Annotated in this window: 17 protein-coding genes and 1 pseudogene; 8 read left to right on the forward strand and 10 right to left on the reverse strand. The window is 65.8% G+C overall.

The window, feature by feature from the left end; translation table 11 throughout:
- Positions 1-57 precede the first annotated feature (57 nt).
- Positions 58-717, reverse strand: coding sequence for a dienelactone hydrolase family protein (locus ABIS05_RS15855; protein WP_348013770.1), 660 nt, complete (start codon positions 715-717; stop codon positions 58-60).
- Positions 710-1,165 carry a GNAT family N-acetyltransferase gene (locus ABIS05_RS15860; RefSeq protein ID WP_348013771.1) on the reverse strand — a complete coding sequence of 152 codons (456 nt, stop codon included), beginning with the start codon at positions 1,163-1,165 and terminating at the stop codon, positions 710-712. The genes ABIS05_RS15855 and ABIS05_RS15860 overlap by 8 nt, the downstream gene beginning before the upstream one ends.
- A 53-nt stretch (positions 1,166-1,218) precedes the next feature.
- Between ABIS05_RS15860 and ABIS05_RS15865 the strand changes: the two genes are divergently transcribed.
- Both ABIS05_RS15865 and ABIS05_RS15870 read left to right on the forward strand, forming a co-directional pair.
- The gene (locus ABIS05_RS15865; protein ID WP_348013772.1) at positions 1,219-1,890 is read left to right on the forward strand and encodes a histidine phosphatase family protein; all 672 of its coding nucleotides are present in this window, start codon (positions 1,219-1,221) and stop codon (positions 1,888-1,890) included.
- A gap of 26 nt (positions 1,891-1,916) precedes the next feature.
- Positions 1,917-3,143 (forward strand): SAM-dependent methyltransferase, encoded by a 1,227-nt coding sequence (locus tag ABIS05_RS15870; protein ID WP_348063279.1) that lies wholly within the window; start codon positions 1,917-1,919, stop codon positions 3,141-3,143.
- A gap of 18 nt (positions 3,144-3,161) precedes the next feature.
- Here ABIS05_RS15870 and ABIS05_RS15875 read toward each other — a convergent pair whose 3' ends face one another.
- Both ABIS05_RS15875 and ABIS05_RS15880 read right to left on the reverse strand, forming a co-directional pair.
- Positions 3,162-3,392, reverse strand: coding sequence for a DUF6429 family protein (locus tag ABIS05_RS15875; protein ID WP_348013774.1), 231 nt, complete (start codon positions 3,390-3,392; stop codon positions 3,162-3,164).
- A pseudogene (locus tag ABIS05_RS15880) lies at positions 3,389-4,418 on the reverse strand (integron integrase). The gene ABIS05_RS15875 and the pseudogene ABIS05_RS15880 overlap by 4 nt, the downstream one beginning before the upstream one ends.
- Positions 4,419-4,659: 241 nt before the next feature.
- Here ABIS05_RS15880 and ABIS05_RS15885 point away from each other — a divergent pair.
- The 5 genes from ABIS05_RS15885 to ABIS05_RS15905 all read left to right on the forward strand — a co-directional run bounded on the left by ABIS05_RS15885 (position 4,660) and on the right by ABIS05_RS15905 (position 9,299).
- Positions 4,660-5,043 (forward strand): hypothetical protein, encoded by a 384-nt coding sequence (locus ABIS05_RS15885; RefSeq protein WP_348013776.1) that lies wholly within the window; start codon positions 4,660-4,662, stop codon positions 5,041-5,043.
- Positions 5,044-5,098: 55 nt separating this feature from the next.
- A complete protein-coding gene (locus ABIS05_RS15890) occupies positions 5,099-5,563 on the forward strand; it encodes a hypothetical protein (protein ID WP_348013777.1) in 465 nt (154 codons plus the stop codon).
- 18 nt (positions 5,564-5,581) lie between these two features.
- A complete protein-coding gene (locus ABIS05_RS15895; protein WP_407075011.1) occupies positions 5,582-5,980 on the forward strand; it encodes a hypothetical protein in 399 nt (132 codons plus the stop codon).
- A gap of 491 nt (positions 5,981-6,471) precedes the next feature.
- Positions 6,472-7,782 (forward strand): group II intron reverse transcriptase/maturase, encoded by a 1,311-nt coding sequence (gene ltrA, locus ABIS05_RS15900; RefSeq protein WP_348013779.1) that lies wholly within the window; start codon positions 6,472-6,474, stop codon positions 7,780-7,782.
- 974 nt (positions 7,783-8,756) lie between these two features.
- Entirely contained in the window at positions 8,757-9,299 is a 543-nt protein-coding gene (locus ABIS05_RS15905; RefSeq protein ID WP_348013781.1) for an NUDIX hydrolase, read from the forward strand.
- A 100-nt stretch (positions 9,300-9,399) separates the two neighbouring features.
- Here ABIS05_RS15905 and ABIS05_RS15910 read toward each other — a convergent pair whose 3' ends face one another.
- The 6 genes from ABIS05_RS15910 to ABIS05_RS15935 all read right to left on the reverse strand — a co-directional run bounded on the left by ABIS05_RS15910 (position 9,400) and on the right by ABIS05_RS15935 (position 14,736).
- Complete coding sequence (locus ABIS05_RS15910; RefSeq protein WP_348013782.1) at positions 9,400-9,654, reverse strand: Txe/YoeB family addiction module toxin; 255 nt, start codon at positions 9,652-9,654, stop codon at positions 9,400-9,402.
- Positions 9,651-9,902 (reverse strand): type II toxin-antitoxin system prevent-host-death family antitoxin, encoded by a 252-nt coding sequence (locus ABIS05_RS15915; protein ID WP_348013783.1) that lies wholly within the window; start codon positions 9,900-9,902, stop codon positions 9,651-9,653. Before ABIS05_RS15915 ends, ABIS05_RS15910 begins: the two co-directional genes overlap by 4 nt.
- 218 nt (positions 9,903-10,120) lie before the next feature.
- A complete protein-coding gene (locus tag ABIS05_RS15920) occupies positions 10,121-11,005 on the reverse strand; it encodes a transporter substrate-binding domain-containing protein (RefSeq protein ID WP_348013784.1) in 885 nt (294 codons plus the stop codon).
- 401 nt (positions 11,006-11,406) lie between these two features.
- Positions 11,407-11,931 carry a YcnI family protein gene (locus ABIS05_RS15925; protein WP_348013785.1) on the reverse strand — a complete coding sequence of 175 codons (525 nt, stop codon included), beginning with the start codon at positions 11,929-11,931 and terminating at the stop codon, positions 11,407-11,409.
- Entirely contained in the window at positions 11,928-14,249 is a 2,322-nt protein-coding gene (locus ABIS05_RS15930) for a TonB-dependent receptor (protein ID WP_348013786.1), read from the reverse strand. The genes ABIS05_RS15925 and ABIS05_RS15930 overlap by 4 nt, the downstream gene beginning before the upstream one ends.
- An 85-nt stretch (positions 14,250-14,334) precedes the next feature.
- Positions 14,335-14,736: a DUF2946 family protein gene (locus tag ABIS05_RS15935; protein ID WP_348013787.1), complete on the reverse strand. Its 402-nt coding sequence runs from the start codon at positions 14,734-14,736 to the stop codon at positions 14,335-14,337.
- 94 nt (positions 14,737-14,830) lie between these two features.
- Here ABIS05_RS15935 and ABIS05_RS15940 point away from each other — a divergent pair, with 94 nt between their 5' ends.
- The gene (locus ABIS05_RS15940; RefSeq protein WP_348013788.1) at positions 14,831-15,466 is read left to right on the forward strand and encodes a hypothetical protein; all 636 of its coding nucleotides are present in this window, start codon (positions 14,831-14,833) and stop codon (positions 15,464-15,466) included.

Here is a 15,466-nt window from a genome sequence, read left to right on the forward strand (position 1 = left end):
CTGCGCGGCAGATTTTCGGTGAGTGCCGCGTGGAGCTCGCGGGCAGTGAGGCGCTGTTCAGCCCAGTTGCTTCAGCAGCCAGGCGTTGATGTCGGCGATCTCCTCGGCGCAGACCGAGTGCGGCATCGGGTAGTCGTGCCACTCGACGTCATGGCCCATGCCGCGCAGCGCGTCGCGGCTGGCAGCGCCGCGCGCGAGGGGCACGACGGGGTCCTGCCGGCCATGGCCCAGGAAGATGGGCAGGTCCGCATTGGCGGCCGAGCGCTCGGCAGCGGCCAGCGAGGCCAGCGGCAGATAACCCGACATCCCCACGGCGCCGCCCAGGCGTTCGGGGTAGCGCAGCGCCGTCATCAGCGTCATCGCGCAGCCCTGCGAGAAGCCCATCACGACGATGCGCTCGGCTGGCACGCCACGCTCGCGCTCGCGTGCGATCAACTCGGCAATCTGCTGCTGCGATTCACGCAGGCCGCCTTCGTCTTCCTCGCGCACGAGGTCGGTCACGCGGATGTCGTACCAAGCGCGCATCACGTAGCCGTTGTTGATGGTGACCGGCCGCTGCGGTGCGTGCGGGAACACGTAGCGGATCGGGCCGAGGGCCGCCAGCTTCAGTTCGCCGCAGATGGAGACGAAGTCATAGCCGTCGGCGCCCAGGCCATGCAACACGATCAGCGTCGTGCGCGGGTTGGGGGCAGTTTCGATTTCATGGGTTTCAAGCATGGAGGTTCCAGTCTTCACGTTTCAGTTCAAAGCTGCGGTCGCCCCAGGCGTCCACGCCGTCGCCCGTCTGTTGCCAGCCGGCGCGGCGATAGAAGGCCTCGGCGCGTGAGTCGGGTTGCGTGCCCAGGTCCAGCCGTGCGTGGCCGAGGCTGAACAGCCAGTCGACCATCACGTCGTGCAACTGGCGGCCGTAGCCATGGCCGTGCAGTGGCGGGTCCACGAACATCGCCCAGATATGGCCGTCGCGGGCGTCGCCGATGGAAAAGCCGGCGATCTTCAGGTCAGGGGCCGGCGCCAGTTCGACGACCCAGCCGCGGCCGTAGTCTTCGAGGTAGGTGTGCAACTCGGCGTCGGAGATGCGACCGGGCGTCAGGCGGTTTTCGGTGACGGCGTAGCGCACGCGCCAGATCTCGGCGGTGTCGTCGCGGGTGGCTTGTCTGAGCAGCATGGCCGTCATTGTCGCGACAGTCGATCGCACCCCGCCCGGCCATGATGCCGGCCATGGGAAGCCTCTACCTCGTTCGGCACGGCCAGGCCAGCTTTGGCGCCGCCGACTACGACCAGCTCAGCGCCAAGGGCCACGAGCAATGCCGCCATCTCGGCGCCTATTGGCGCGAACGCGGCCAGCGCTTCGACGCCGTCTTCACGGGCACGCTGAAGCGCCACCTGCAGTCGCTGGCCGGCATCGTCGAAGGCTATGGCGAGGATCTGCCGGCCGTCGCGCTGCCGGGCCTGAACGAGTACGACGCGGACGCCGTCGTGCGGGCCATCCACCCCGGGCCGCTCGGCGTGCCCACCGACCCCGAGGCCGTCAAGCAGCACTTTCGTCTGCTGCGCCAGGGGTTGCTGGCCTGGATGCGCGGCGAGACGGCGCCGGTAGGCATGCCGCTGCACGCTGACTTTGCCGCCGGCGTGGCCGATGCGCTGGCTCGCGTGCTGGCGCTGGGCGTGGGCAAGCAGGTGCTCATCGTCTCCAGCGGCGGGCCGATTGCGACGGCGGTGGCGCGGGTGCTGAGCTGTCCGCCCGAGACCTTTGTGGAGCTGAACCTGCGTATTCGCAACTCGGCGGTGACCGAGTTCGCGTTCAACCCGAAGCGGCATCGCCTGGTGACGTTCAACACCTTGGCGCATCTGGACACGGCGGAGACGCGGGCGCACATCACGCACGCTTGAGACAATGGCGCTCGATGTTCACGAGCTTGATCACCCCACCCCCCGCCGCCACCGCGCCCGCGCACGAGCGCTTCGTGCACCTCGCTCGCCTGGCCTTGGCCAGCGGCCAGTTCGGCAAGCTGCTGCTCTCTGGCCCGGTGGGCGATGAAGAGGAGGTCGAGCGCCTGACCGTGCGCCTGGTCGAGTTGCGCGGCGAGCCGGCGTTGAGCTTCCTGTGGCGGCACCGCACCAAGGACGTCACCAAGAACCATGCGCCCGAGGCCGGCCTGGCCGAGCTCGCCACGTTGCTGGGCACGCGGTTTCGCAATGCCCACCTGCATACGTCCACCGAGGAGGTGCAGTTCGCCGTCAGCCGCAAGGGCCGCGAAACGCTGCGGGTGACGCGCCTGGACGCAGCCAGCGGTGCCGAAGCTCCCGCGCCCGCCGCGCACGACAAGGCCAAGCAGCGCCCGCTGGACATGGCCCGGCCGGTCTGGTCGGCGCTGGGCCTGACCCACCTCGTCAAGGGCGAGCCGGCGCTCGTGCCCGCCATGGCGCGCAAGTGGAAGCAGATCAACCGCTTCGTCGAGATCCTGTCCTCGGCGGTCGATGAGGCCGGCCTGCAAGGCCCGGTGCGCGTGGCCGACTTCGGCTCGGGCAAGGGCTATCTGACCTTTGCCGTGCACGACTGGTTGCAGGCCCACGGCCTGGCACCGCGGGTGACCGGCATCGAGCTGCGTGACGACATGGTCAAGCTCTGCACGGCCATCATCGACAGCGAGAACATCACCGGCCTGCGTTTCGATCAGGGCGACGTGCGCACGCAGGCCGTGCAGCCGCTGGACGTGATGATCGCCCTGCACGCCTGCGACATCGCCACCGACCATGCGCTGCACGTCGGCCTGCAGTCGGGCGCGCGGGTCATCATGAGTTCGCCCTGCTGCCACAAGGAGCTGCGCCCGCAGATGACCATGCCGGCCGTGCTGCGGCCCATGCTGCAACACGGCATCCACCTGGGCCAGGAGGCCGAGATGGTCACCGACTCGCTGCGTGCGCTGCTGCTGGAGAGCCAGGGCTACCGCACCCAGGTGTTCGAGTTCATCGCGCTGGAGCACACCAGCAAGAACAAGATGATCCTGGCCGTCAAGGCGCAAGGGCTGGCCGCCGAGGCCCTGGCCGCGCGGCGGGCCGAGCTGCTGGCGCAGATTGCCGAGATCAAGCGCTTCTACGGGCTGCGGGAGCAGCGGCTGGAGCAGTTGCTGGCGGCGGGCTGAAGCCGGGCGAGCCCCGCTTCAGCCCGGTTTGGCGAACAGCGACTGCAGCAAGCTCTGCGCCCGCTGCAAGCCTTCCTCCGTGAATATCACGGACTTCGCCTTGCCCACCGGGTCGCTGATCCGCCCTTTCTCATGCAGCCGGCCCATCGCGTCCCAATCGAAGGATTTCCAGGCACGCTGACCGTCATGCAGGCCCGGCAGCAAAAGGGCCAGCACGGTCTCGTCGATGCGTTCGGTATCCAGGTTCATGAAGCCTCCGGTCGAGTCATGGCAAGCGCATCAAGCGGCGAGCGCATCGCGCCGCCGCCGAGCTTGAGCACGTGGGTGTAGATCATCGTGGTGGCCACGTCGGAGTGACCCAGGAGTTCCTGCACGGTGCGGATGTCGTAACCGGCCTGCAGCAGGTGGGTAGCGAAGCAATGGCGTATGGGGCGTGGCAGGTTGAACGATGCCTGCTGCGGCGACTGCACGCTTGAAGGCGCGCTGGAATGTCTGGTCGTAGAGGTGGTGCCGCCGCACCACGCCGCTGTGCGGGTCCGTCGAATGGTGCCCCTGAGGGAACACCCAAAACCACGACCAGGCGTGCCCTGCGCGCGGGTACTTGCGCTCCAGGGCATGGGGCAGCTCGACCCCACCCTGGCCAGCCGCAGCGTCCGCAGCCCAGACGGCATGACCATTTGCCAGTTGGCCTTTCAGCCCGTCCTGCAGGGCTGAAGGCAGCATCACGACTCGGTCCTTGTCGCCTTTGCCGGAACGCACGATCAGTGCCTGGTGGGCAAAGTCCACATCCTTGACCCGCAACTGCAACGCCTCCTGGAGCCGCAGGCCCGTTCCGTACAACAGGCGCGCCAAGAGGCGGTGTTCGCCCTCCCAGCCTCGCAGCACGGCCCCCACTTCGTCGCGCGTCAGCACTACCGGTAGACGGCGCCGCACCGCCGGGCGCCCAATGCTCGATAGCCAGGGTAAATTCACGTCGAGCACCCGGGTGTAGAGAAACAGAATCGCTGACAGCGCCTGGTTGTGTGTTGACGCCGCCACTCCGCGCTCGGCCGCGAGCCACTGCAAAAACGCCTCCACTTCGGCGGCGCCCATCTCAGAGGGATGGCGCAGACCATGAAAACGGATGAAGGCGCGACACCAATGGACATAGGCCTGTTCAGTGCGACGGCTGTAATGCATGTACCTAATGCGCTCGCGCAGTTGGTCCATCAGTCTTGGGGCTTTCAGGGGAGGCAGGTTTGCCCCCGCTAGCTGGCGGGGCGCGCGGCGTGCCATCATGGCTGCCCCTTCGCCCATGCCTTGTTTCGCGCCGATGTCCATGTGCAGACCCTCCGCCCGTTCTCCACGTGACGCACATGCGCCCGCGATGCAATACGCAGACAGCGTATGACTGTATGGAAATACAGTCAACGACCATTTTTCCGAGGCTGGTCAAATGCTTAGGTGCGGGCAACCGGTTGGCTATACGCAGACACCCGCTGCATTACGCAGACTGGCGACAACACGTTGAACCGCTATGCAAACGCTGCTCGTTGATCGCGTCGAGCCTTATTCGGCCGGTGATGAGTGTTCGTCCGTGACGCTGCGCAGCGCGCACGGCCAGATCGACGCCTTTTGTTTTGCTCGTGACTTGGTAGAAGGCGAACTGGTCGACAACGCCTTGACCGTTCTCGACGCTGAGATTCAAGCGGCCTACCTCTCGGATTGGCCTGAAGATTTGAAAACGCAACGATCCGTCGAGCGGATCGAGAAGATCGGCCCCTATGCGTATCGTGGTGTTGGCCGTGTGGTGGATCAAGCTGCCGGCATCATCGAAGTTCTAGGCTTCCGCATCTACGTCGGCAAGGTCCTCTGCGAAGGGGCAGTGGAGTTCAGTTTCATGCGAGTGGATATTCGATGAATCGGTTCAACCTTTTGCTGCAGCGGACGGCTTCGCCGCCCGCTGAGCGCGCACGTTGAACAGCAGCCAAATGCGCTTTCGCGTAACCACCATCCAAGACGCCGGTCTTCCAGAGGAGCTGAACCACGCTTGTCTGTTCCTCGAAGATTGGATCAATCGCGCGGCTGGCGACGCGGATTTCGGCTGGTCCGCAGGAAACATCATGGTCGTGGTATTCGCTACATCAAGCCTGCCGAAGCCTCCGGCTGCAAGCCGCTTGGTCGGCAACTCTGGAGGCGCCCCATTGCTTGCACTTCATGTGGTGGTCGATCCGATGTCATTCGGTGAGGCCAATGCATCGTCGGCTCTGGCGCACCTTAGTGAAGGCATTGTGCGAGGGCTACCCGAGAAGCCTGTGCGCAAGCCCCAAAGCCTGGACTTTGCGCGTCTCCGGGGTTTCCTAGTCGCAGCCGTTGCGCCGTTTGCCCAACATGCTGCTGTTCAACCCTTCGCTCCAGCGGACGGCTTCGCCGTCCGCTGAGCTTGCACGTTGAAGGTCATGAAGCAGAGTCCGTTGCTCGAGTTCAAGTCCGATGCCTTCGCGATCTCTCCCGGTGAGGACGAGGCGACCAATCCCGGTATCTTCGGAAAGGCTTTGGCGGAGTGGCTCGCGGACGAGCTCAGCGCCCGCGGTCATGCTGCAGGGGAAGTCATCGCCGAAGACTTTGGGTGGTGTGTACCCGTTGAATCCAAACCGCACGCTTTGTACGTTGTCTGCGCAAGTTCCGACGAGCAGGCGGACTCTTGGCGTGTGTTCGCGTTTGCGGAAGGCGGTCTGATCGGGCGGGTGTTCGGAAAAGACACGCGAGACGAAGACGTTGCGCGTATCTATGGCTTGATCAAGGCGGCCATCACCGCCCGCGTGGATGTTCGTGATCTCTCGGAGGAGCGCGCATGACCTTCAACCTGCCAATGGAGCGGACCGCCTTCGGCGTCCGCTCATCTTCACGTGTGTGCCGTGCATGGCACGAATCCCGCCGGGTGGAAGTCCCGGTACCAGGTATCAGCAGAGCCGAAGGTTAGCCAAAGGGCAACTGCGTCGTCGCGAGGCGAGGTGGGGAGGAAGTCCAAGGCGAAATCGCGGGGCGATGAACAAAAACCGGATATGAGGCGTGATGCATCTGGGGCGAGTGGGCACGTGACCACCAAGCCCTCCATCTGCAAACCCGGGCGCAATGCCGGGATGGGTGCATTTTGTAAATCCGGCGCCTATGCGAGGAAGGATTCGTGTCTTACCACGGGAGATCTGCGCGGTGCATGGTGGCAGGTGCGCCATGCTGGGCGGTGGGCGACTGCCGCTGAAGACCACGCAGAAGTCAGCAAAGGGCGTAGTAGGCGGCGGGCCCGCGGCCGAAGGCCCGAACGCTGTGAGAGCTGGGGGCGTGCCTGATGGGCGCCGGGACTGCAGCCGAACCGGCTGAACCCGGTGCCGCTGGCGACACGCACGCCCAGCCGATGGATGGCGAACTGCTGGGGCGCGTTCTCGAACGCGACAACCTGCAACGAGCCTTGAAACAAGTGCGCCGAAACAAGGGCGCGCCGGGAATCGACGGCATGAGCGTCGACGAGTTGCCCAAGCACCTGGTGCACCACTGGGAGGCCATCAAAGCCGACCTACTGGCCGGACGGTACCGACCGCAGCCGGTGCGTCGCGTGGAGATACCCAAGCCCGATGGACGCAAGAGGATGCTGGGCATACCCACCGTGCTGGACCGATTTGTCCAGCAGGCCATTGCGCAGATCGTGCAGGCGCAATGGGAGCCACACTTCCACCCCGACAGCTACGGCTTCAGGCCCCAACGCTCGGCGCATCAAGCGGTGCGCAAACTGCAGGCGGACGTCAAGGACGGACACGGCTGGGTCGTGGACCTCGATCTGGAAAGCTTCTTCGACCGGGTCAACCACGACCGGCTGCTGCATCGGCTGCGACAGCATGTGGACGACCGGGCGCTACTGCGCCTGATCGCGGCGTTCTTGAAGGCCGGAGCCTGGGTAGACGGGCACCGGGAGCCCGGCATCATGGGGGTGCCGCAAGGCGGCCCACTGTCGCCGGTGCTGGCCAATGTGGTGCTCGATGAGATGGACTGGGAACTGCACCGGCGCGACCACCGCTTTGCCCGCTACGCCGATGACTGCAACATTGCGGTCAAGAGCGAACGTGCGGGACAGCGGGTGATGCACAGCGTGACGCGCTGGATCGAAGACTCACTGAGGCTCACAGTGAATACACGAAGAAGCGCCGTTGATCGGCCCTGGAACCGCAAGTTCCTGGGCTTCACGCTCAGCCGCCGCGACACGAGACTGAAGGTGGCCGACACGGCCATCGACAAGCTCAAGGACCGCGTGCGAGAACTGAGCCGCCGAACACGAGGCCAAAGTTTGAGCCAGATCGTCGCGGAGCTGAGAGAAACCCTGCTTGGCTGGAAAGCGTACTTCGGTGTGACCGAAGTTCTGAGCCCTCTGCGCGAGTTGGACAAATGGATTCGGCGACGGTTACGCTGCTACGCATGGAAGCAATGGGGACCGAGGGGCTACCGCGAGCTGCGCAAGCGTGGCGTGTCTGTGCGCGAAGCATGGAACGTCAGCAAGAGCGCGCATGGCCCATGGCGAATCTCGCAAACCCCGGCACTATCGGTGGCCATGCCAACGAGTTTCTTCAGCGCAATGGGCCTGCCAACTCTGGCGCCAGCCAGGGCCTGAAGCGCATGCATTCAACACAGCGAACCGCCGTGTACGTGACCCGTATGCACGGTGGTGTGGGAGGGAGGGGCCGTGAGGTTCCTTCCTATCCCGATTAGCCGCCATGCCGCTCAGGGTCGCGTTTCTTCTCTATGTTGCAGGCGCGCTATACGCTGCGCTCATGTACCTACTCGGGCCCGTGATCCCGCTTGCCACGATTGCGCTTGGGTTCGGATTGCTTGTCATTCCATACCTCATGTTGGAATGGGTGGCCACCCCGGCCGTGGCGCTAGTCATGGGAATTCAATCTCGTTGGTGGTCCGTGCCAGCAACACTCGTGTTTGGAGTGCCACTCGTCGTCCTGCTTACCGTTATCACGCCTGTCGTTGGCTCGGGCAGTGAGTCACTGAATGTTCCGGTTCCGTGGCTGGCGGTGTATTCAAAGAGCAAGTCAAGCATCATGCCAATTCTTCGCGAGCGCCTCTTGTGGTGGGGCGCTCTGTACACCTTTAGCCTGCTCGTCGGTTGGGCGAGTCGCCGCGTTCTTCCACCTTCTGAAAATGGCGGCTAACCCTTCCATCGAGGGGACGTCTACGAGTGGGATTCTCCCACTTGCGGCCACCCCTCATTTCAAACGTTGGGCAACGTTGTGCATCATGAAAGACCGCTCCGGCGCTCGTCGCTATTGGATCGTTGCAGCAGCTTTCGGCGCCTTTATCCTTTGCAGCGTCGGAGCTGCGATCCTTGTTGGTCTGATGCCGTCGTTTGAAGAGAAGTGCGTCCAGCAATGCGAGCCATTGGGGTTGGAAGGGCGGATGGTGTCCACATACCCGAAGGAGATGGCCGGTGCGCGTGGGGGTCCCAAGGAATGCAGGTGTCTCAGCAGTGGGGCGGCTCAGGGCAGGCAATGAACTTCGTGCGGCACAACCCATCACTGCAGCGGACGGCTTCGCCGTTCGCTGAGTTTCAACGTTTAGCCCCCAAGGAGGAACCACATGGCCGATGAAGAGATCACGCGGAGTCGTACCCGCATTGCCTATCAAAACAAGTGGATGACGGTACGAGAGGATCAAATCGTCCGAGCGAACGGAAGCGCGGGCATCTACGGCGTGGTGGAAAAGGCAGACTTCGCCGTCATCGCGGCAGTCGACAACGGACACATCTACCTCGTCCAGCAGTACAGGTACCCGGTCCAAGGTCGTTTCTGGGAGATGCCTCAAGGCTCTTGGGAGCAGCTCACGCTGGACCCGCTTGTCTTGGCCAAAGCAGAATTGGAAGAGGAGACGGGCATTGTCGCTCGCTCAATGGTGCACGCGGGGCACCTCTTCCTCGCGTATGGTTTCTCAACGCAAGGCTACAACGTCTTCTTCGCTTCAGAACTCGAGTACGGTGCTCCCAAACTGGATATTGAGGAACATGGGTTGATCGCCAAGCGTTTCAAGATCACAGAAGTGGAACAAATGATCCAGGCTGGAACGATCAAGGACGCCTCGACGGTTGCCTCATTTGGGCTTCTTCGCCTCAAGGGTCTCCTTTGAAGTCCGCCCAGCATTGGTGGGCTAACCCTTCCATCGTGGGGGCGTCCACAAGCGGGCTTCGCCCACTTGCGGCCGCCCCTCAGGTCAAACGTTGGGCATCTCAGTAGTGGTATCGAAGCTGGGCCAGCAGAAGAGAACCACTTTCGATCTTGTAGACCACGCGGTGCTCGTCGTTGATGCGCCGTGACCAAAATCCGGAGAGAGCGTGCTTGAGCGGTTCAGGCTTTCCAACACCAGCAAACGGGTCGCGCTTCACTTCGGCAATCAGCTTGTTGATTCGCTCAACCATCTTCTTGTCTTGCTTTTGCCAGTAAAGGTAGTCTTCCCATGCCTCGTCAGCGAAGATCAGTTTCACTTGGCAAGTTTTCGCTCGACACCCTTGCCTGCGCTCAGTTGAGCAGTAGCAGAAAGCAAGCGTTTGGCATTGGCCGGGTTGCGCAGCAAGTAGGCGGTTTCCTCAAGAGACTGGTAGTCCTCCAAAGACAGCATCACTACCGACTGCTCGCCGTTGCGAGTAATGATCAAGGCCTCGTGGTCTTCGCACACACGATCCATCGTGCGAGCAAGGTTTGCGCGAGCTGAAGAGTAGGTAATGGCATCCATGGCAAGCCCTCAAGTAAGTACGTTTTATTGTACAAGTCTGTTGCGGTCCTGGCCACCATGCGCAGAGAGACGCCTAATCGGGTAGCCAGCTCGGGCCGGGCGCCACGGTGGCCTGCTCGTAGCCGCCGAGGAGCAGGCGCCAGAAGCCGCCCTTTGATCGTTGGCGTTGATGTCGTAGCCGCGCTGGTGACGGGACGAATCATCGGCGCTGAGGGCGCCTACTTCGGCTTCGCCTTCGTCGGCCAGCGCCGGAAGTCGTACCAGAGCTCCGGACGTTCGGCAGGCGTGGCGGTGCCGGGCGTGAGCAGCGGATTGGTGAGATCGATCACCACGCGCTCATGCAGGCGCGCACGGCGTAACCGTTCGCCGAAGTAGCGCTCAAAGAGCTTGTCAAAGCTGCCATCGGCAATCGCCTGGTTCAGTCCGCGCTCGATGTCGGCGGCAAGCTTCGTGGCCTTGCGGTTCACCATGAAGTAGGCGTCATAGGGGTAGTGCAGCACCACGTTCGACTCCACCTCGAAGCGGTCCGAGCGCTCCTGCAGTTCATCCCAGACCTCGGTCAACCCACGGGGAAAGTAGTCGAATCGTTCTCCCTGCAGCATGTTGAAGAGCGCCAGATAGGCCGAGCCAGCCACGACCGGAACGCCGTTGGCACGCAGGATCTCGGTGTCCGGCCAGCCCTGGCCTTGGCCTACCCGCAGTTGCTGAAGCTGCTGCAGTGAGTTGAGCGATGCAAAGCGTGCCTGATCTCCGCGCCGGATGAGGCCAACCCGCCAACCGAGCATGCCGCGATTGACGGGGATGCGGATCGCCAGCAGGCGGGCTTCGCGCTCGGGCGAGGCAGGAATGGGCGCCACATCGATCAAGCGCCCCGCCTCCAGCTCAAGGGCCTGGCGCTCCTGGTTCATGGTGACATCCGCTTGCTCGATCCGGTACTCGGTGCCGGAGCGCGCCAAAGCCAGTGCCAGCAATTGATCGGCGTAGACCGACCGACGGTCCTCCTGAACTTCGGGGCGCGGAATGCGCACGACCTCAACGGCCGCCGCAGCCTGCACCACCACTGCAAGCCACAGCCCCGCGCAGAGTCGAGTGAGCACTGCCATGAAGAGTTCCTGCTGATACATCAGATGGCGATGCTACCGGTCGATCCCCAGAAGGCCGCAGCGTACGCCGCGCCGGACAAAGGAAAGCCCCGACCGGTGTCAAAACCGGGCGGGGCGAAAGAGCGCTTCACACCGCCCGGGACGTCTCACCTTGCGGGGAGCGTAGGGCTGCGGCGTTCATCACAGCGCAGGGGGCTTCGCGGGCGACACCGGGGGGTGACGCGTTGCGGGCCGGAACTCGTGCTTTCGTGGTCGCGGGCGGATCGCGTACCGCCTCGCCAGGGGCCGCAACGTTGCCGGGGGCCATGCACTGGTGACGGGCTGAATCATCTTCGCTGGGCGCCCGGAACAATGCCGCGATCAACCGGGCGCTTGGGCCGCTAATTCCGCTTCCAGCGGGCTCAGTGCGCGTGCGCCTCTTGCGCCGCCGGCAGCACCTTCAGCCGAACCGCCGGGGCGCGCAGCTTGGTGTTGGCGGCGCTGGGCAGGTCGGCCCAGTTCCACTCGCCCTGGGTGCACACCTGCCGCACCTTGAACCACAGCTCGCCCGCCTCGGCCGGCAGCGAGGCGCGCAGCACGAACTCGTCGTACCAGGCGTCCTGCAGGTAGTTGGCCTCGCCGTTGGCCGTCCAGCGCACCTCGGCCAGCTCGTCGGTGACCGGCTTGCCGTGGCTCTCGAAAGGCGTCTTCAGTGGGCGGCGCTTGGTGGTCAGCGTCCAGCCGGGTTTGGGCATGGGCTTGGCGCCGCGCAAACCTTCTGGCAGCGTGACGACGATCTCCTTCGTCGCCGCGCCGCCCTCGCAGCCGTGGCCGACCTTGAAGGCAGCGCGGTAGCTGCTGCCGGCCGGAGCTTCGGGTTGGTCCAGCGCGATGTGGGCCTGGGCGCTCGCGGCGGCGAGCAGCAGGAGGGCAGCAATGTTTTTCATAGGTCGAAGCGCAGGTTGGCCAGCACGGTGCGGCCGGGGTAGGGGTGGAAGTTCCAGTATTCGGCGTTGTTCAGGTTGTCCACGCCGAGGCTGGCGCTCCATTGGCGAGTGATGCGCCAGGCGAGTTTGACGTCGGTGGTGACGTAGCGGCTGAAGCCCTGGTAGGCCATGCCGTTGAAGTCGGCATTGTTGAGATTGCCGTATTGCCGGCTGCCGTAGCGCGCGCCCAGGCTCGCGTCCAGCTCGGGTGTGATGGCGTAGCTGAGCAGCGCGCTGGCCCGCCAGCGCGGCACGCGCGGCTGCTGCTTGCCGAGCGTGTCGCCCGCCGTGGCAACGAAGCCGGCGTTCTCCTTGATCGCCGAATCGGCATAGGTCAGGCTGGCCTGCCAGCGCAGCGCCTTGCCCACGTCGCCGCGCCCGGCCAGCTCCAGCCCGAGCGTCTCGATGCGGGCGATGTTCTGCACGCTGGACACCGTTCGGCCGTCGATGACGCTGGCCTGGCTGTAGAGGGCGTCGCGGGTGTTCTCGTGGAAAAGCGTGGCACGCAGCTCGCCGGCGTCGCCATGCCACAGCGCCGACAGCTCGCGCGTCCAGCCGCGCTCGGCCTTGAGGCCCGGGTTGGTAACGGGGTCGCCCTCGACATAGGCGCCCGTGCTGCTGAGGCCGCCCTGGAAGAGTTCGCCCACGGTGGGCCAGCGCACGGCCCGGCCGACGCTGGCGCGCAGGTCCAGCGTGTCGCTGGCGGCCCAGCCGAGTGCGGTCTTGGGAGAGAAGGCGCTCTCGTGGCGGTTGGCATAACTGACCGTCTGGCCGGTGGCTGCCGTCTTGCTGCCGTCCCGCGCGGCCCAGGTCTCGTGGCGCAGGCCCAGCACGGCGCGCAGGCCGGGCGCCAGGTCCAGCACGCGCTGGGCGAAGGCGCTGGTCAGCGTGGTCTCGCCGTTGAAGGCGGTGAAGGGCGTGAGCTTGCCGTCGTTCAGCCAGTCGGATGCGTCATCGACGCGCTGGCGCCAGACATGGTGCTCGCGCTGCAGGCCGCCCTCCCAGCCATCGGCCGAGGCCTTGGCGGCCAGCGTCGTCCAGCCGCTGCCGTCCAAGCGAGTGATACGTCCGGCTGCGCCGTTACGTGCAAGCGGCTGGGCGCTGCGGTCCTTGGCATCCTCGTAGTGGCTGGCGGCGAGCTCCCAGTTCAAGGCCGCGCCAACCTGCTTGAGCGTGGCGCCGAGGATGCGGTGCTCGGCCTCGTCGTGCGTCAGGCCGAACTCGTTGGCCGCCAGCGTGTAGCCGCGCCCGTCGATGCTGATGGGGCCGGTGGTGACGGCCTGGCCCGCCGCGTCGCGCAGCCAGCTGCGGCTGCTGGCGTCGCCGTTGTTGCGCCACAGGCCCAGCAGCGCCTGGGCGCGCAGCTCAGGCGTGGGCTGCCAGGCCAGGCGCAGCTTGGCCTGGTCCTGCACGGTGTGCATCTGCGTGGCCGCGCCGAGCAGCCACCAGGGCTGACCGAAGCGGTCCTGGCCGGCCACCGCACCCGTCACCGGCACGGCGTTGGCGGCGGGGGAAGTGGTGGCGACGGCGCGGGTCGGGAAGGTCAGCGGCTGGCCTTCGTTGTTGTGACGCGAGAGGCTGAGCCACCAGCTCCAGTCGCCCGCTTTGTCGCCCAGTGAGGCGCTGGCGTGGCGGCCTTGGTAGGTGATGTCGTCGCCGCCGTAGCGCCAGCGTTGGGCGTACAGGCCGGCCTCGGCATGGGCCTCGAAGGCCTGCGGGCGGCGGGTCTGGTAGTCGACGACGGCGCCCACCGAGTTGCCGCTGTAGGCCGCCGAAAACGGGCCGTAGAGCACGTCCACGCGGGCGACCTCCTCGGCGCCAACGAGGCCCCAGCGCGGCGTGAAGGCGGCGCCGTTGCCCAGCAGGTTGGCCAGCGGGATGCCGTCGACAAACACCAGCGCCCGTGCGCTGTTGCCCGTGCCCGAGGCGCGGGTGGACAGCACGGCGTGGTTGTAGTCGCCGGGGTAGCGCTTGCGCACCAGCAGGCTGGGCAGGTACCTGAGCGCGTCCTCGGCGTCGGTGGCGTTGATGCTGCGCGCGATGTCGGCGGCCGTCACGCCTTCCAGCGTGGTCGGGATGACGGTGGGCAGCGAGGTGGAAGCGGCGCCGCTGATGGTGACGAGGCCGAGGGCGGTGCGAGGTTGCTGAGTTTGCTGAGGTTGGGCCGTGGCAGCGGAGGGCGCGTGCTCATCGCAGTCGTCACAGGCGCGGGCCGGTTGGGACGCGAGGGCCAGCGCGGCGCAGGCAGCCGCCGCGCGCGCAAGGGCAGTCTTGTTCATGGAGGTCGTGATCGGAGTCGGGCCGGCACCCGGGGGGTGCGCGGCGTTCACCCGGGCCGGTGGGGCCTCGGGGTCGGCTTGGGACTCAGATCGATGCGGGTGGCGCGCGGGCGCTGGCGGGCCGCCAGGCGTGGCCGGTAACGGGGGCGGTCCAGAAGCGCGCGGGTACCTCGGTGACGAGGTCGTCGCGCAGCAGCAGGGCCGGCACCGGCGGCGGGCCGGCCAGGCCGGCGCCGCTGATGTGGCAGGCCGGGCAATGGCCGTGGGCCAGCAGGTCCAGCGCCGCTTCGATGGGCTTGGGCTGGCTCGCCTTGCCACTGAGCGAGGGCGCGCGGCAGATGTCCTGCCAGGCCGATACGTCGCCCCGCGCGTTCGCCAGCGCCGCGCTGATGCCCGGCGCCAGCATGCCCATCACCAGCACGGCCAGCAGCCACCAGGACTGGCGGCGTGCGTGGGCGCGGCTGAAGGCGTGGGGGAAGGCGGGCATGGCGGCGGATTCTAGGAGGCAGCCCGGCGGGGCGACCTTGTCCTCCGACAAACTGGGGTTGTGCAGCGCACGCACGCAGGAACACACTGCGCGCATGGACGCCCCCGTCGCGCCACCCCCCAAGCCCTGGCCCGCGCGTTTGCTCGGCTGGATGGGTGCCGAGGCGCCCAAGCTGATCGCCAGCATCGTCGTGCTGGTGCTGGGCTTCTGGATCAAGGACTCGGTGGACCTGGCCATCAAGCAGCGCCAACTCGACCTGAGCTACACCAAGGAGATGCTGAGCCTGCTGCAAAAGCTCAACGAGGAGGAAGACCTTGCCAAGCTCAAGAACGCCTCGGTGGTGCTGGCCTCCTTCGGTGAGCCGGCCCTGCCGGCCCTGCTGATGGAGCTGCGCCGCACCGACCTGCACGGCGTGGCGGCGGTGCATGGGCTGGAGGCCATGGCCGTGCGCGAGCCCGCGCTGCTGTGCCGGGCGCTGCCGCCGCTGCTGCTCAAGCGCAACCAGCACTACGGCATCGACGCCCACCGCGGCCTGCTGCAGCTGGTGGGCGACAACGGCTGCGTGAAGGCGCTGCCGCTGCTGCGCCGTTACCGCGATTTCGTCAACGCGGCCGTGGCCGGCCAGCCCGCCGAGCTACGGCGGCGCATCGGCGGCGACATCCCCGCGCCGGCCGAGGATTTCCCGCGCCTGAAGAAGGCGGTGGACGAAGCCATCGCCAACCTGGAGTGA

The organism is Roseateles sp., assembly GCF_039929605.1.
In the GTDB taxonomy this organism is placed as follows: domain Bacteria; phylum Pseudomonadota; class Gammaproteobacteria; order Burkholderiales; family Burkholderiaceae_C; genus Pelomonas.

Bases quoted from the DNA above. Each gene is read 5' to 3' on its own strand.
- ABIS05_RS15895 (WP_407075011.1), top strand. From the start codon at position 5,582: ATGAAGCAGAGTCCGTTGCTCGAGTTCAAGTCCGATGCCTTCGCGATC.
- ABIS05_RS15925 (WP_348013785.1), bottom strand. From the start codon at position 11,931: ATGAAAAACATTGCTGCCCTCCTGCTGCTCGCCGCCGCGAGCGCCCAG.
- ABIS05_RS15940 (WP_348013788.1), top strand. From the start codon at position 14,831: ATGGACGCCCCCGTCGCGCCACCCCCCAAGCCCTGGCCCGCGCGTTTG.
- ABIS05_RS15860 (WP_348013771.1), bottom strand. From the start codon at position 1,165: ATGCTGCTCAGACAAGCCACCCGCGACGACACCGCCGAGATCTGGCGC.
- ABIS05_RS15875 (WP_348013774.1), bottom strand. From the start codon at position 3,392: ATGAACCTGGATACCGAACGCATCGACGAGACCGTGCTGGCCCTTTTG.
- ABIS05_RS15930 (WP_348013786.1), bottom strand. From the start codon at position 14,249: ATGAACAAGACTGCCCTTGCGCGCGCGGCGGCTGCCTGCGCCGCGCTG.
- ABIS05_RS15885 (WP_348013776.1), top strand. From the start codon at position 4,660: ATGCAAACGCTGCTCGTTGATCGCGTCGAGCCTTATTCGGCCGGTGAT.
- ltrA (WP_348013779.1), top strand. From the start codon at position 6,472: ATGGGCGCCGGGACTGCAGCCGAACCGGCTGAACCCGGTGCCGCTGGC.
- ABIS05_RS15855 (WP_348013770.1), bottom strand. From the start codon at position 717: ATGCTTGAAACCCATGAAATCGAAACTGCCCCCAACCCGCGCACGACG.
- ABIS05_RS15865 (WP_348013772.1), top strand. From the start codon at position 1,219: ATGGGAAGCCTCTACCTCGTTCGGCACGGCCAGGCCAGCTTTGGCGCC.
- ABIS05_RS15915 (WP_348013783.1), bottom strand. From the start codon at position 9,902: ATGGATGCCATTACCTACTCTTCAGCTCGCGCAAACCTTGCTCGCACG.
- ABIS05_RS15935 (WP_348013787.1), bottom strand. From the start codon at position 14,736: ATGCCCGCCTTCCCCCACGCCTTCAGCCGCGCCCACGCACGCCGCCAG.
- ABIS05_RS15920 (WP_348013784.1), bottom strand. From the start codon at position 11,005: ATGGCAGTGCTCACTCGACTCTGCGCGGGGCTGTGGCTTGCAGTGGTG.
- ABIS05_RS15905 (WP_348013781.1), top strand. From the start codon at position 8,757: ATGGCCGATGAAGAGATCACGCGGAGTCGTACCCGCATTGCCTATCAA.